Genomic DNA, 15,374 nt, shown 5'->3' with positions numbered 1-15,374 from the left:
CGATACTCAGACATGGGTCCCTCTTTTCCGCTCTTTTCGCCGAATCCCGAGGCGCCCCATACGGCCTCTGAACACCTCCACGGCTCGCTTCGCATCGCGCTTGGGTGATTTCCGCCTGGGGGCGGGAATCACGGCTACACCGAATCGGTGCGCTGACGATGTCGTTTCTGTTGCCGCTGGGGGAGAGGGCGGGCGGCGGATATGCCGCCGTCATTCCAATCCGCGTTGGCCTGCCGTACCTTCAAAACAAATGGCGCATGCCCAGCATCACGGTGGTCTGGTTGTTGCGGCCGTCCAGTTTCTTGCCGCTGTCGCCGGTCCAGTTGGTCGTTGCGTTGCCGAACAGGCCGGACCAGTCGCCATGCACCCAGTCGTACGCCAGCGCCAGGTAGAGGTCGGTGCGCTTGCTCAAGGCGTAGTCCGCCACGCCGTAGGCGGTGGTGCGGTTGCCGCTGAAGGCGTCGGCGCGGGTGCGGTCGTGCATCACGCTGGCGGTCAGCGTGACGGCGGGGGTGACCGTGTAGTTGGCACCCACGGTGAAGAAGTCGTCGCGCCGGCTGCTGCCGAACACCGAGTTGAACGCCGCGCGGTTGGTGGCCGTGGCGGCGGTCGACATGCTGGTGATGGTGGCGGTATCGGTGCCGCCCTTGGACGAGTCGAAACCAGCGTCGCGGTCGCTGTAGATATAGTTGGCGAACAGGCTCGCGCGGCCGACCGAGGCCTTCAGCCCGGCCAGGTAGATGCGCGCGGCGCGGCTCATGCTGTCGCGGGTTTGCTGGAAGTCGCCCACGGCCACTAGCGGGCCCGAGGCGTACTTCACGCCCAGCGAGACCGACGACATCGCGGAGCCCTTGCCGGCGGTCTCGCCCAGCGCGTACTCGGCGATCAGCGCCACCGGGCCGTAGTTGCCGGTGTAGCTGATCGCGTTGTCATAGCGCTGGCCGGTCAGGAAGACCATCCACGCATTGGACGGCGCGGCGCCCACGCCGAGCGGGTCCACGTAGTACAGCATGGTGTTGGCCGTGGTGTACTGCCGGCCCAGCGCCACTTCGCCGTAGCGCTTGCTGCCGATCCTCACATACGCCTGGCGCCCGAACAGCTGGCCCTGCTGGTCGAGCTTGCCGGTGTCCGCCAGCAGGCCGTTTTCCAGCACGAAGCCCGCCGACAGGTCGTCGCCCAGGTCTTCGCTGCCTTTGAGGCCGAAGCGGCTGCCGGACAGAAAGCCCTCTCCCCCCTGTTGCAGGCCAGCCAGCGCGCTGCCGTTGGGGTCCGAATGGGTCTGGTAGGTGAGCGCGGTGTCGATCACGCCGTACAGCGTGACGCCGCTCTGCGCCATTGCGGCGGCGGGCAGGCTCAATGCGAGTGCGCCAAGCCAGTGCTTGTTAGTCATGGTGTTTCCTCCTCCAAGGGTAATAGGGGGCCCGCGCAGGGGTCTTTCGCCCTGCGTCGGGGTGTGGCGTAGGTGGTTTGGCGCCGCGAGGCGCCTGGAATCAGGTCCCGGATTCGGGCCCGGAAATCAGGCCCGGAAGTCTTGCCAGCCGTCCATGCCGGCCGGCCCGGTGATACGCGACAAAGGGAAGGTCTCGCCCTCGCGCAGCGTCTGTACCTGTCCCTCGGCCGTGAAGTGCAGCGCGTGGCGCTCGCCCAGCACCGTGCCGTTGCTGCCGTCGGAGAACAGCGCGGAGCCCTCCGGCAGCGCGAAGACCTGCTCCGGCGCGTTGATGTGCAGGAACTCCGCCAGGCGCTCTTCGCGGCTTTCGCCGTTATGGCCGGCGGGCTTGCCGCTGATGAAGTGCGGGTTGATCTGGAACGGCACCAGGCGCAGCGCGCGCAGCGAGGGTGGCTGCACGATGGGCATGTCGTTGGTGGTGCGGATGGTCGGGCAGGCCACGTTGCTGCCGGCGCTCCAGCCCACGTACGGCGTGCCGGCCTGCACCTTGGCGCGGATCGCGTCGACGAGATCGGCGTCGTACAGGCGCTTGAGCAGCGCGAACGTGTTGCCGCCGCCAACCGCGATGGCTTCGGCCTCGTCCACGGCGCGGCGCGGGTCGGCGCTGTGGTGGATGGACGCCAGCGCGTAGCCCAGGCGCTCGAACACCGGCTTGACCATGCCTTCATAGGTATCGAAGCTGAAGGTCACGCCGGCGAAGGGGATGAACAAGACTTTGCGTGGCTCGTGCCTGAGCAGGGCATGGATCTGCGCGTCAGCGTGTTCGAGGTAGCCGAGGTTGTCCTTGCGGGAGCTGCTCATCAGCAAGATGCGTTGGTTCATGTCGGGTTCCGGTAGTTCAGTCGTGATGTCAGGCTCAGGCCACGGCGGCGGCGATCAGTTCGGCCACGCGGTCGATTTCCTCATGCGTATTGAAGTAGTGCAGCGAGACGCGTGCCATGGTGGATACGCCGTAGCGCGCCAGGATGGCATCGGCCATGAAGTTGCCAGCTTCGATGATGCACTGCTGCTGCTCCAGCGCGGCTACGATCTTGGCCGGGTCCACGCCGCGCACGTTGAAGGGCACGATGCCGATGCGGTCGGCGGCATTGGATGGGCCGTAGAGTTCGAAGCCGGCGACGGCGGAGAGCTTTTCCACGGCGTAGGCGGTGAGATCCCGCACGCGTGCTTCGATGGCGTCGATGCCGATGCGTTCGGCATAGCCGATGGCGGTGCCCAGGCCGAGGATGGCCGGCACGATCGGGCAGCCGGCTTCAAACCGGCGTGCGCCCGGCACCAGCGACAGCGCGCCGGTGGCGCGGTCATAGCTGCCGTTCCACCAGCCCACCAGCGCGGGCTCGATGGTCTCGATCAACGCGCGGCGCACATAGAGAAACCCCGATCCTTCGGTGGCGCGCAGCGCCTTGCGCCCGCAACCGGCCAGGAAATCGCAATCCAGCGTCTGCACGTCGGAGCGCAGCATGCCCACGCTTTGCGCGGCATTGACCAGCGACAGCACGCCATGCGCGCGTGCCACCGCGCAAATGGCGGCGGCCGGCTGCACCGCGCCGGTCGAATTGGGCAGGTGCGAGAACGTCAGCAGGCGCGTGCGCGGGGTGACGGCGGCGGCGAAGCTGTCGGGGCTCAGCAGACCTTGCGCATCGGCCGCGACCATCTTCACCACGATGCCGTGGGTTTGCCCCAGGCGCTTCCACGGCAGCAGGTTGCTGAGCATTTCCGTGTCGGCCACCAGCACTTCGTCGCCCGCTTGCCAGGCGATGCCGCGCGCCACGATGGAGATGCTCTCGGTGGCATTCTTGGTGAAGGCGATCTCGTCGGCGGCCGCGCCCAGCAGGCCGGCGAGTTGTGCGCGCGCGGCTTCCACGCGGGCATAGGTGGCCTTGCGGAAGGCCGGCAGGTAGATGCCAACGTGGCCGGTATCGAGCAGGTACGCGCGCACCGCGTCGAGCACGGCGTCCGGCGGCGGTGAGGCCGCCGCGGTATCGAGATAGATGGTGGAGGCCGTCAGCGGGGTGTCGGCGCGGATTGCTTGGATATCCATGGAACGTCTCGGGGTGATGCAGGAAAGAAGGTGCTTCGGCAAGGCTTACTTGCGCAGCTTGGTGACCGAGCCGAAGAAGCTGAACAGCGCGTCGCCCGCGATCACGCCGCCGGCGAAGGCGCTCATCTGCGCGATATCGCGCTCGCCACGCAGGCGCAGCAGCACGAAGCGGATCAGCAGCCCTGCGATTACCGCCCAGCCGGCCAGCGGCGAGGCGATCAGCATGCCGGTGGACAGCAGGATGCCAAGCTGGCGCTTGGAGCCGCCCAGCAACTGCAACAGCGCGCCCGGAATGGCCCAGATCACCAGGTTGCGCGCAATCTCGGCGGACGAGCCGGCCTTGATCGATGCGGCATAGACGCGGTCCACCGGCGGCAGCAGGCCCTGCGAGAAGAAGGTGCCGTGGAACACCAGCACCACCACGGCCGCCACGGCAAAGCCGATCATCGCGGCGAAGAACTGTTGCTTGCGCCCGGCCAGCTCCGCCTCCATGTCGCGGCCTTCGCCGCGTAGCAGGTAGCCGGTCTTGAGGTCGTAGCCCATGTCGGCGAAGGCCGGGCCGGTGGCGGCGGAGAAGCCCACCAGCACCGCCAGCGCCGTCGGCGGGAAACCGATCAGGATGCCGATGGTCAGCGTGATCAGCGCCACGGCGAAGGCCGGGAACCAGCCCGAGTGCATGGCCGCGATGCCCACGATGAGCTCGTGCACATAGGCGGCAAACGCGGCGTAGAGCACGAATGCCACCAGCATGCCGAGCGACATGTCGGAGACATGGCCGGCAAGCACCGAGATCAGCAGTGCGATGGCCAGGTAGACCAGGAAGCCGCCCGAGAGAATGCGGCTGGCGCGCGCGGCCGGGACTTCGATGGTGCGGGCGTCGGCGGCGGGGGCGTTGCGCGACTTGTGGATCTCGCGTGCCACCTGGAACAGCGCCACCAGCCCGGCGCCGATCATCAGGCCGTGCGGGATATAGGCCTTGGCAATGTCGATGCCGAGTAGCGGCACCGAGTAGCCGCGCGTCAGCAGCCCCAGGCCGAACATGCTCAGCGCGGCCAGGTTGCCGAGGAACGCAGCGCCAAAGGCCGACATCGGGATGCCCAGCCAGGCCCCGCCCACGCCCACCGCGATGCCCAGGCCGAGAAAGGCCGCCTTGCGCCCGCCGCGGTCGCCAGCCCAGATCGCCTCAGCGGTGGCGATGCCGGCCGGCCAGGTGCCGGTCGCCGGGAAGATCTTGCTGCCGAACAGGAAATACAGCATGGCGCCGTCGACAAACATGGCGATCACCGCGCCGATCAGCATCGGCGTGGCCAGCTCCGGCATGCCCATGGCGTAGGGCACGCCGAGCGGGATCATCAGGGAATTGGCCGCGCCGAAGGTGGCCGAGGAAATCGCAGTCTGCACCAGGTTCTGGCGCTCCAGCACGCGAAAGCGCCGCGTGATCTCCAGCGGGATGCGCGAGAACACGATGGCGATCAGCGCGCCGATGATCGACGTATTGGCCGAGATGCCGAGCGAGACGATCAGCTGCATGCCAATCATCGCGCCGAAGACCGATAGCCCCACCGATACCAGCAGCAGGAAGGGTTCGGTGATGCGCGCGCGTGTGGCGGGCTTGGCCGCCAGGGGTGGGTTCATTGCTGCCGGGGCTTCCATGGTTCTACCTTTCATCATCTGTCCTGCCAGTGTTCTCCGCACGTTTTTTTTAGCGGATGAAGCCGGCAACCTCCTCGATTGGCCCCTTGGCCCGGCGCATCGCGTCCAGCAGGCGGGGAACGGCCTGTACGTCCAGTCTTTGCATCGGCCCGGCGATGCCCAGCGAGCCCACCACCGCGCGCCTGTCGCGCGACCACAGCGGCACCGCCAGCCCGGCCACCGCGGCGGCGGCTTCTTCACGGGTATGTGCCCAGCCGTCGGCGCGGATGCGGGTGAGCTGTGCCTCCAGCGCGTCCACCGCCGCGTCCTGCCAGCCGCCCGCGCGGTACACCTGCAGGCGCAAGGCCTCGTCCTGGAAGGCCAGGATGGCCTTGGCATGCGCGCCGGCAACCAGCGGGAAGCGCTGGCCCACTTCGATGGAAAAGCGCAGTTGGTGCGGGCTTTGTGCAATGTCCGTGCACAAGCCCTCAAAGCCCTCGCGCCAGGACAGAAAGACGGTCTCGCCGCTCTGCGTGGCCAGCGCCTCCAGCGCGGGCTGCACGACTTCGCTGGGCGAGAAAGCCTGGCGCGTGGCCTGCCCCAGTTCCAGCCAGCGCAGGCCCAGGCCATAGCGGCCGGCCGCGTCCTGCACCAGGAAGCCGTTGGCGGCGAAGGTCGCGAGCACGCGATGCACCACCGCATGGTGGATGCCGGCGTGCTTGGCGAGTTCGCGCACGCCCCAGCTCGGCTGGCGCACGCTGAAATGCGTCAGCAGGCCGAGGGCGCCGTTGAGGGTCTTGAGCATGCGATCTTTGCGTCTTGCTGTTTATGTCTCTGTATAAGAGACAGTGTCTCTGTATATGTAAAATGCTAGGCCTCGCCATGGCATCGAACAATCAGGGTAAACACCGAACGTCGCCGCGCAACGGCGCACGCATGCGTGCTTCGCCACACCATGACGCCGCCTATACTTGGGCGGGAATGTGCAAAGGAAGGGGCCCCGCATGCCAGTCCAAGAGCAGCCTTCGGATGACGAACTGGCCCGCATTGCGCGCCGGCGCCGCCAGCTCGGGATTGCCCGGCGCCTGCGCGATGGCGACAGCAACTGGGCGCTGGCACTCTCGGGCGGCGGGATCCGCAGCGCGACGTTCTGCCTGGGCGTGATGCAGGCACTGGCCAAAGCGCCTGCGCCACCGGTGGCCGGTCCTGCGCTGCACGCAGTTGCCAACGAGGCGCCGCCGGACGCCATCCAGGAAGGCGACGGACCGGATGCCATCAACCCCGCCCCCGCGCCAGCCACTACCTCCTTGCTCGGCCAGTTTGACTACCTGTCCACCGTCAGCGGCGGCGGCTACATCGGCGCTTTCTTTTGCAGCCTGTTTGTGCCGGGCCGGTTGAAGCCGGGCACCACGCCGCCGGAGGCTGCGGCACTCGCCTACCGCACGCTGCAGCATGAGCCGCCGGAGCGCATCCACTCGTCGGTGTCCTACGCCCCCGATCCGGGGCGCGCCGCGGTGGCGTGGCTGCGCGAGAACGGCCGTTACCTGACGCCGACCGGCGCCGGCGATTCGCTCTACGCGGCCTCGCTGGTGGTGCGCAACTGGTTCGCCATGCAGTACGTGATCGGCAGCGCGCTGCTGTTGCTGCTGGCGGTGCTGGCGCTGCTGCGCCATCTCGCCATCGGCACCTGGCTCGACCTGGGCCGGCACGAACTGGACCTGCTGCACGACGCTCGCCAGGTGTTCAACGAGGGTGGCCTGGCGATCTGGTGGAGCGAGTTGCTGTGGCTGCCGCTGGCGGCGCTCCTGCTGTTTGCCGTGCCGCCGGGCGTGGCGTACTGGCTGGTCTATCCGCGCGGCGGCGATGGCAAGCTGGCCCTGGGCTTTGACAGCCTCGCCACGCGCCTGGCCGCGCTGGCCGGCGTGGCGATGCTGGTCATGGCCGCGGCACTGCACCACCTGGGTCCGGGGCTGGTGCTGTCGTGCCTGTTGCTGGCGATGGCGGTGTTGACGCTGTTGGGCGTGGCTTGCTGCTTTGTGTTGTGCCGGATGCCGCCGGCTACCGTGCAGGACTACCGGGTGCGGGCCACGCGCCTGCTGAGCCAGGCCATTGGCGTTGCGCTGTGGCTCGCGGCGCTGGGTGTGGCGGACACCGTGGCGCGCACCTTCTATCTCTACACGCAGGCCTCCCATCAGCCCTGGCGCACGCTCGGGCCGGCGGGGACGCTGGGTGGGCTGGTCTGGCTGATCCGCTATGGCGCGGCGCTGGTAGACGGCAAGGGCGGTAACGGCGGCAATGGCAAGGGCGGCACGTGGCGCGCGCGTCTGCCGGTGTCGCTGCTGGCCGGCGCTGCCGCCGCCGTGGTGGCGCTGCTGGTCTTCGTGCTGTGGTCATGGCTGGTGCTGTGGGTGCGCTGGAATGGTGGCGAGCCGCTCGACTGGTTCACCTTCGGCAACGCCTACACCACGCCGGTGCTGTGCACGCTGATCGTGCTGGCGCTCGGGCTGACCATGATCGCCGGGCGTTTCGCCGGCTTCCTGAACCTGTCGACGCTGCAGCCGTTTTACTCGGCCCGGCTGACCCGCGCCTACCTCGGCGGCTCCAACGGCAAGCGCTTCATGCCCGGCAGCGGCGCGGCGCCCGCGCAGCAGCATGGCAGCCAGCGCGCCAGGCTGAGCGTGGCCGAGCCAGCGGACGGCGATGCGCTCAGCCTGAACACCTACTACGATCCCGCCATGCTGGCGCCGTTGCACCTGATCAACGTCACGCTCAACCTCACCGTGGATCCCGCCGAGCAACTGGTGCAGCGCGACCGCAAGGGCAAGCCGCTATGCGTGGCGCCGGGCCCCTTCGTGCTCCCGGCGACGGCCTCGCGTACCATGCCCGACGATTCGTTCGTGCGCTTCACCGTGGACGGGCAGCGCTATTTTCCGGAAACGCACAAGGCGGGCGGCAGCGAGCTCTCGCAATCGCGCACGCTGGGCGACTGGATCGCGACCTCGGGCGCGGTGGTTTCGACCGGGCTGGGCCGCTCCACCACGCTGGGCACATCGCTGCTGCTAGGGTTGGCCAACCTGCGCCTGGGCACCTGGTGGCCGTCGTACCCGCTGGATGCCGGCAGCGCGCCGCGCGCCGGCGGCGCAGACCGCAACTGCGTGCAGGCGGACCTGCCCGGGTCGCCCTGGCTGGGCGGGTTGATCACGCTGTTCCGCACGCAGTACTACCTGGCCTGCGAACTGAGCGCGCGCTTTCATGGCACGCGGCGCGGCTGGCAATACCTGTCGGACGGCGGGCATTTCGAGAACACCGCCGTGTATGAGCTGCTGCGGCCCGAGCGCGGGGTGGGGCTGGTCGTGCTGTGCGATTGCGGAGCGGACCCGGACTACCAGTTCGGCGACCTGGCCAACCTGATCCGGCTGGCCCGCATCGACATGGGGCTGGAGATCGTGGTCGATGCCGCGGCCGCCGGCGATGCCGTGCTGGGCAGCGTGTTCGGCACGCCGGAGGATTTTCTGCCGGCGGCTCGCCAGAACCCGGCGGCGGCCAACAAGTGCGCGCTGCTGTTGAACGTGTACCGTGCGCTTGAGCCCGCCGCCACGCGCCGTCCCGTATCGCGCATCGTGCTGCTCAAGCCCTGCCCGATTGCCTCGGCGCCGGTTGATGTGCAGCAGTACCGCGCCGGCCATCCGGCGTTTCCGCAGGAACCCACGATCGAGCAGTTCTTCAATGAAGCGCAGTGGGAGAGCTACCGCGAGCTGGGGTTCTCCATCGGTCAGCTTGTGTTCGGCGGTGGTGCCGGCGGCGATGCGGTGGCGCGCGCCTTGTGGGCGCGCTAGCGCCCGAAACCCACCACCTCTTCCAGGCGGCGGCTGGCTTCGCGCAGGGCTTCCAGCATGCGCGGGACCGACTCCTCATTCAGGCGTTGCTGCGGACCGGCAATGGCCAGCGAGCCAACCACCTCGGTCTGGTCGCGCGACCACAGCGGCAGGGCCAGCCCCGCCACGCTGGCGGCGGCCTCGCCGCGCGTATGGGCCCAGCCCTGCTCGCGGATCTCGGCAAGCTGCTGCTCGATGACGGCGGGATCGGGCGCGGCCAGCGTAGGCTGGCCCTGGGCGCGCTGCCTGGCGTTTTCCAGCACACGAGCCCGGAAGGCGTCGTCCTGGAAGGCCAGGATGGCCTTGGCGTGCGCGCCCGCGTGCAGCGCAAAGCGCTGTCCCAGCTCGATCGAGAAGCGCAGCTGATGCTGGCTCTGGACCATGCCGACGCATAGCCCTTCATGGCCGTCCAGCCACGACAGGAAGACAGTCTCGCCGCTTTGCGCGGCCAGCTTTTCCAGTACGGGCTGCACCACCTCGGCGGGCGAGAACGTCTTGCGCACCACCTGGCCCAGCTCAAACAGCCGCAGCCCCAGCGAATACTTGCCGCTGGCTGCGTCCTGCACCAGGAAACCGTTGGCGGCAAAGGTGGCCAGCACGCGGTGCACCACCGCGTGATGCACCCCGCTGTGCTTGGCCAGTTCGCGCACGCCCCAGGTGGGCTGGCGCACCGTGAAGTAGGTCAGCAAGGCCAGCGCGCCGTCGAGAGTCTTGAGAGTCATACCGTTATCCTGCCTTGATCCTGCTTTGCATGGGCAGCATGGTACGGATAAGCGGCGTGCGGCTCAATCTTTGTGCTCGCTTTGCTGCTGAAAGGGCCGGATCTACGTTGTCGTGCTCCTCTCTCCCACGCGCGGGAGAGAGGTTGGGAGAGAGGGCGGGCGCTCGTTACGCCTGCGTGCTGGAAAACACAAACACCACGGGCTTCGCTTCAAGTGGCTCCTAGCTAAGCCACCCATCTCCCCCTGAGGGGAGATGGAGAGACAGCCGTCGTCATGGCGCGCGGATTTGGCCCGTTCGGCGGCTCCGGCACGGGCCTGATCCAGGCTACCGGTTAACCACCTTGGCCGGCATCGCCAGCACCAGGAAGCAGCTCGCCACCAGGCAGCCTGCGAACAGGATCAGGCCAGCGCTCGGGCTGTGGAATGTGTCCTTCAGCCAGCCCAGCAGGTAGGTGGCCGCGAAGCCGCCCAGGTTGGCGATGGAGCAGGCCAGCGCGATGCCGGCGGCGGCCGCGGTGCCGCTCAGGAAGGTGGATGGCAGGCACCAGAACACCGGGAAGGTCGCCACGATGCCCACATTGGCCACCGTCAGCATCACCAAGGTGGCGGAGGTGGAGCCGGTGACGAAGGTGCTGCCGACCAGGCCGGCGGCGCCTGCCAGGGTGGGCAGCACAATGTGCCAGCGGCGCTCGCGTGTCTTGTCGGAGTGTGCGCCGTTGAGCAGCATCCCGATCACCGCCGCGGCGTGCGGGATGGCGGTGAGCAGGCCGATGTGCAGCGGGCTGGCCACGCCGGAGTCGCGGATGATGGTGGGCATCCAGAAGCCGATGGAGTACGTGCCCATCAGCAGGCACATGTCGATCAGGCCCAGCATCCACACGCGGCGATCGGCGAAGGCGGCCATCAGCGAGTGGTTGTTTTCCACCAGCACGTCCGTATCCAGGTTGCGCTGCAACGTGCGCTTTTCGTCAGCCTGCAGCCACTTGGCATCCTTGATGCCGTTGGGCAGGTAGAAGAACACCATCACGCCCAGCAGCACCGAGGGAATGGCCTCCAGGAAGAACAGCCACTGCCAGCCGGCCCAGCCGTGCATGCCGGCGAAAGCGGTCATGATCCAGCCGGACAGCGGGCTGCCGATCATGCTGGCAAGCGGCAGGCCCATCATGAACAGCGCGATGATCTTGCTGCGCTTGTGGGTGGGGAACCAGTAGGTCAGGTACAGCAGCACGCCGGGCAGGAAGCCGGCCTCGGCCGCGCCCAGCAGGAAGCGCAGCACGTAGAACTGCGTTGGCGTGTTGACGAACATGGTTGCGCCGGACAGCAGGCCCCACGTCACCATGATGCGGGCGATCCAGAGGCGCGCGCCCACCTTTTGCAGCACCAGGTTGCTGGGCACCTCGAACAGGATGTAGCCCACGAAGAACAGGCCCGCGCCCAGTCCGTAGATCGTCTCGCTGAAGTGCAGGTCGTCCAGCATCTGCAGCTTGGCCAGCCCGACGTTGATGCGGTCGAGATAGGCGGCGAGATAGCAGGCGCAGAAGAACGGGATCAGGCGCCAGGTCACCTTGCGGTAGATGTCTGGCTCGGCCGCCGCGGGTAGTACGCCCGCCGCGCCGTCTTGATACTGATACGACATGTTCACTCCTTTACTGTTTACCGTTGTCTACCGTGTGTGTGTCTTTGCCACCGCTGAGAGCGGCTGGCTTGTGCTGTTTGCTATGCAAGCAGCGGGCCAGGCCTGTTCAGTGATGGATGGGCTGTTTTTTTATGGTTTCCTGCGGGCTGGCCGGCGTGTTGCGCGCCGTCCTTGTGCAGGGGGGGCACCGCTTTCCTTCATCCGGCACTCATGTAGTGCCCGCTACATGATCGTTCAGCGTAAGCTACATAAAACAAGCTGGCAAGAGCGTGGTGGTGGTTTTCTCCTCGGGGTTTTCCCCCTGCCGCGCGGCGTATGCACCGGGTACGCGCGGCAGGGGGCGGCGGCAAGGCGGCTTGCCGGAAAAATGGCGGACTGATGGCTTCAGGCCGGCCTGGCGTTGTTCATGCCTGCTTAATGAGTGAGTTGGTGGGTGGGCGTCGCGCGCAGCCGCGCGAGCGTATCGTCCACGTTGTCCCAGGCGGGTTTGTCGGGGGCGAAGCGCTTGCGCAGGTAGTGCACCAGTTGCGTCAGCTGACGGTCGTCCAGGCTCTCGCCAAAGGCTGGCATATAGCCCAGATCGCTTGTCCCCGGCGTGGGAATGCCATCCAGCAGCACGCGGATCAGGTTGTCCGGCTTGTCGCCGTGCAGGTTGGTATTGAGCGCGAGCGACGGCTTGATGCCGAATTGCCTGATGCCCTGGTCGCTCTGGTGGCAGACCGCGCAGGCATTCTGGTACAGGCGCGCGGCGGGTCCGCCAAGCGTGCGCGCGGCATCGGCGCTGCGTTGCTCAAGCTGCTGCGCCTGTGCGCTGGCCGCCGCCGCATCGGGCTGCGCGTCGCCGAACGATGCCACATAGTGCGCGATGGCGCGCACGTCATCCTCGGGCAGCAGCGCCAGCTCTTCGATTACCGGCGCCATCGGCCCGGCCGCCGCGCCATGATGCGGGGCGTAGCCGGTGCGCAGGTAGGAGAACAACGATTGCTCCGTCCACGGCACCGGTGCGTGCGACAGCTTGCCCAGCGCGGGCGCTTCCCAGCCTTCGGCCTCGCCGCCGCCAAGATAGCGCCGCCCGCCTTGCTCGGCGCCCAGCGCGTTGCGCGGCGAATGGCAGGCGCTGCAGTGGCCCAGCCCTTCGGCCAGGTACGCGCCGCGGTTCCACTGTGCCGAGCGGGCCGGATTGGCCTCGAAGGGCTTGGGGCTGTGGAACAGCAGGTTCCATCCGGCCATCAGCGGGCGCAGGTTGTAGGGGAAGGCCAGCGCGGTCTCGGGTGCCTTGGCGCGCACCGGCTCGGCGGCCATCAGGTAAGCGTAGAGCGCCTGCAAATCGCCATCGCTGGTCTTGGCAAAGGCGGTGTAGGGGAACGCCGGGTATAGATGCCGGCCATCGCGATGAATGCCCTGGCGCATGGCGCGCTCGAACGCCGCGTAGGACCAGTTGCCGATGCCGGTCTCGACATCGGGTGTGATGTTGGTGCTGTAGATGGTGCCGAACGGCGTGTCCAGCGCCAGCCCGCCCGCATTGCGCGCGCCGTTGGGTGCCGTATGGCAGACCGCGCAATCCCCGGCCGCCGCTACCAGCCGGCCGCGCTCGATGGTGGCGGCCGAGTAGAAGCCGGGTTCGGGCGGGGCCACGGGCGCAATGGGCGCACGCCATGGCATTGCCGTGGCGAACAAGCCGGCCGCCGCGGTGGCGCCGGCCAGCAGCCAGTTGCGCCTGCGGGCGGCGCCGCGCTTGGGCGTGCCTTCGGGATTGGCCTGCGCGGCCAGCGCAAGCCGGATGCGTTCGCCGCTGAAGGGCGGCTCGCGCAGGCGCACCCCGGTGGCGTCGTAGATGGCGTTGGCCACGGCCGGCGCGGCGGGCAGGGTGGCGGCCGCGCTCGTGCCGAGCGTGGCGCTGGCGGGGGTCAGCGCGCCGGCAACGCGCACTTCCGGCAATTGCGGCAAGTGCGTGGTGGCAAGCGCCGGCAGGCTGGCATGGTGTACCGCGGGCAGGTTGGCGGCGGGCCAGCTATCGAAGCGGCTGCCGTCGACGGTGAGTTGCTGTGCGGCGCGCGCGGCTTCCTGCTGCAAGGCCACGGCATTGGCCCCGCCCTGTTCGCCCGCATCGCTGTCGTGTCCTAGCGTGACGCCGGTGACGCTGACCTCGCCGGTGGTGGCATCCACTTCGACTTCCGCCACCCAGGCCGACCAGCTGTGCACGGGCTGGCCGCCATCGGCCTGCCCGGCTTCGATGGTGCTGGCGTACGCGAAGCCGCGTCCGCGCCGTACGTTCTGTTGCGCTTGCGGGCGTTCGCCGCGTGGCTGCCAGTTGGCCTGCGCCGCGACCCGGCGCACGAGGCCAGCACCGCGCGCGTCGTCGAGATGGCGCAGCCGCAAGGCCACGGGATCCTGCGCACTAGCTGCCGCCACTTCGTCCAGGTGCGACTCATGCGCGAACACGTGGGCGCGCGCTGCCTGCGCCGGCGTGCTTGCCGCGCGGGGCTGTCCCGGCAGGTCGGCCTGCGCGACGCTCAGGCAGTCAAAGCGGTAGGGTGGCAGGATGGCATCGTCGCCCGCGTCGTGCGGGGCGGATGCTTGCGGCTCGATCTCGCTGACCGGCGCTGGCGTGCGCGTTAGCCACAGCGCCAACGGCGGCGCGTGCATGACCGCCGCGCTGCCGCGCGCATCCACGGCTGAGTTGACGGCATAGGCGGCAATTTCGCCATCGCACGTCCAGGCGCTTTCGATATGGGTGTTGACCACTGCCTGCATGGCGCCAAGTTCATGGGCCTCCACGCGCACGCGCACCGCACGCCGGGCCGAATGCGCCAGCAGGGCGGCATCGGCGGCGGCGTGGTGGGCGTACAGGGGATCTTCGTCGTTGCCTGGAGCCTGCCAGCAGATCAAGGTAATGCGGTCTTCGCCGATGCCGAGCAGGGCGGCGAGTTCGGCCCGCAACGCGCCGGGGCGGCGGCTGGGCAGCCACACGCGCAGCGCGCTGTCGCGCCAGTCCGCAATCGCGGTGCAGCCGGCGGCTTGCAGGCCGGCGAGTGGCCATTGATAGTCCTGCGCGCTGCGGCCAGCGGCATCCGCCATGGCCTGCGCGGCGTCGCCGTGTTCGGCAACGATGCGGCAGGCGAGCGGCAAGCCCGAGGCTGCCGCTTTCGGCGGGGCTTGCCAGTGGGCGCGTAGCGCGTGGGCGGCTTGCAGCGCCTGTGGCGCGGTATCGGCAGCGATGCCGAGAAAGTCGCCCCGGCGCAGTACCGTGGCAACACCGGGCACCGCGCGCGCGACCGCATCGTCGCAATCGATCAGGCGGGCGCTGAGGAGCGTGCCGGTTTGCCATGCCAGCACGGGCGGGCGGATGACGTGCCCGGCCAGCCACTCCCGCTCGGGCGGCGGCTGCCATGCGCCGGGGCCGGCCTGCGCCATGACGAGGTCGTCGCGCCCGCTCATGCCGCGCCATCCCGGCCTGCGGCCTGGCGCAGCAACACGGCAGCGCGTTGCACCGCGCGCAGGATCTCCACGTGCGTGCCGCAGCGGCACAGGTTGAAGCGCAGCGCCTCGCGGATCAGCGCCTCGCTGGGGTCGGGGTTTTCCGCCAGGAGTGCCTTGGCGGTCATGATCATGCCGTTCAGGCAATAGCCGCACTGCGCGGCTTGCTCATCGATAAAGGCTTGCTGCACCGGATCGGGCTGCCCGCCGGTGGCCAGCCCGTCGAGCGTGGTGATGGCGCGTTGCGCCACCGCTTTCACGGGAATTACGCAGGAGCGCGCCGCCACCCCGTCCACCAGCACCGTGCATGCGCCACACTGGCCCAGCCCGCAGCCGTACTTTGGCCCGTTGCAGGCGAGGTCATTGCGCAGGACGTAGAGCAGCGGCGTGTCGGGATCGACCTCGGCATCGAGCTGGTACGTGGTCCGGTTGACCCGGAGGCACAGGGGGCGGGGCGTGTTCATCGGGGGGCTGGGGGCGTTTTAGAACATCACTCGCTCGGGGCCGGGGCCCGGGAAGGCACCCGGCGGTCTGGCTGGGG

At 68.5% G+C, this 15,374-nt stretch carries 11 protein-coding genes; 2 read left to right on the top strand and 9 right to left on the bottom strand.

Annotation, left to right across the window (positions count from 1 at the left end):
- Positions 1 to 241: 241 nt before the first annotated feature.
- The 5 genes from AC1RQK_RS08165 to AC1RQK_RS08145 all read right to left on the bottom strand — a co-directional run bounded on the left by AC1RQK_RS08165 (position 242) and on the right by AC1RQK_RS08145 (position 5,928).
- Positions 242 to 1,390, bottom strand: a complete 1,149-nt coding sequence (locus AC1RQK_RS08165) for a porin (RefSeq protein WP_492376007.1) — start codon at positions 1,388 to 1,390, stop codon at positions 242 to 244.
- A 126-nt stretch (positions 1,391 to 1,516) separates the two neighbouring features.
- Positions 1,517 to 2,272: a dipeptidase PepE gene (gene pepE / locus AC1RQK_RS08160; RefSeq protein ID WP_492376008.1), complete on the bottom strand. Its 756-nt coding sequence runs from the start codon at positions 2,270 to 2,272 to the stop codon at positions 1,517 to 1,519.
- 34 nt (positions 2,273 to 2,306) lie between these two features.
- A complete protein-coding gene (locus AC1RQK_RS08155; protein ID WP_492808410.1) occupies positions 2,307 to 3,491 on the bottom strand; it encodes an aminotransferase class V-fold PLP-dependent enzyme in 1,185 nt (394 codons plus the stop codon).
- Positions 3,492 to 3,536: 45 nt separating this feature from the next.
- Complete coding sequence (locus tag AC1RQK_RS08150; protein ID WP_492808408.1) at positions 3,537 to 5,126, bottom strand: OPT/YSL family transporter; 1,590 nt, start codon at positions 5,124 to 5,126, stop codon at positions 3,537 to 3,539.
- A 67-nt stretch (positions 5,127 to 5,193) separates the two neighbouring features.
- Positions 5,194 to 5,928 carry an IclR family transcriptional regulator gene (locus AC1RQK_RS08145; protein WP_492808407.1) on the bottom strand — a complete coding sequence of 245 codons (735 nt, stop codon included), beginning with the start codon at positions 5,926 to 5,928 and terminating at the stop codon, positions 5,194 to 5,196.
- Positions 5,929 to 6,127: 199 nt separating this feature from the next.
- Between AC1RQK_RS08145 and AC1RQK_RS08140 the strand changes: the two genes are divergently transcribed.
- Positions 6,128 to 8,959 carry a hypothetical protein gene (locus AC1RQK_RS08140; RefSeq protein WP_492808406.1) on the top strand — a complete coding sequence of 944 codons (2,832 nt, stop codon included), beginning with the start codon at positions 6,128 to 6,130 and terminating at the stop codon, positions 8,957 to 8,959.
- Here AC1RQK_RS08140 and AC1RQK_RS08135 read toward each other — a convergent pair.
- Together AC1RQK_RS08135 and AC1RQK_RS08130 are read right to left on the bottom strand one after the other, a co-directional pair.
- Positions 8,956 to 9,720, bottom strand: a complete 765-nt coding sequence (locus AC1RQK_RS08135; protein ID WP_492808404.1) for an IclR family transcriptional regulator — start codon at positions 9,718 to 9,720, stop codon at positions 8,956 to 8,958. The genes AC1RQK_RS08140 and AC1RQK_RS08135 overlap by 4 nt on opposite strands.
- A gap of 325 nt (positions 9,721 to 10,045) precedes the next feature.
- Complete coding sequence (locus AC1RQK_RS08130) at positions 10,046 to 11,356, bottom strand: MFS transporter (protein WP_492376014.1); 1,311 nt, start codon at positions 11,354 to 11,356, stop codon at positions 10,046 to 10,048.
- On the opposite strand from AC1RQK_RS08130, the gene AC1RQK_RS08125 reads away from it, so the two are divergent.
- Entirely contained in the window at positions 11,355 to 11,735 is a 381-nt protein-coding gene (locus AC1RQK_RS08125; protein ID WP_492808402.1) for a hypothetical protein, read from the top strand. The genes AC1RQK_RS08130 and AC1RQK_RS08125 overlap by 2 nt on opposite strands.
- A 35-nt stretch (positions 11,736 to 11,770) precedes the next feature.
- Here the strand turns inward: AC1RQK_RS08125 and AC1RQK_RS08120 are convergent, their stop codons facing one another.
- Together AC1RQK_RS08120 and AC1RQK_RS08115 are read right to left on the bottom strand one after the other, a co-directional pair.
- Positions 11,771 to 14,794: a c-type cytochrome gene (locus AC1RQK_RS08120; RefSeq protein ID WP_492808400.1), complete on the bottom strand. Its 3,024-nt coding sequence runs from the start codon at positions 14,792 to 14,794 to the stop codon at positions 11,771 to 11,773.
- Positions 14,791 to 15,297 (bottom strand): (2Fe-2S)-binding protein, encoded by a 507-nt coding sequence (locus AC1RQK_RS08115; RefSeq protein WP_492808398.1) that lies wholly within the window; start codon positions 15,295 to 15,297, stop codon positions 14,791 to 14,793. The genes AC1RQK_RS08120 and AC1RQK_RS08115 overlap by 4 nt, the downstream gene beginning before the upstream one ends.
- Positions 15,298 to 15,374 lie beyond the last annotated feature (77 nt).

The sequence above is a fragment of the Cupriavidus sp. GW822-FHT02D05 genome (genome assembly GCF_058802485.1).
Note: the sequence above shows the minus strand (reverse complement) of the source record. Positions and strands in the feature narration are given on the sequence as shown.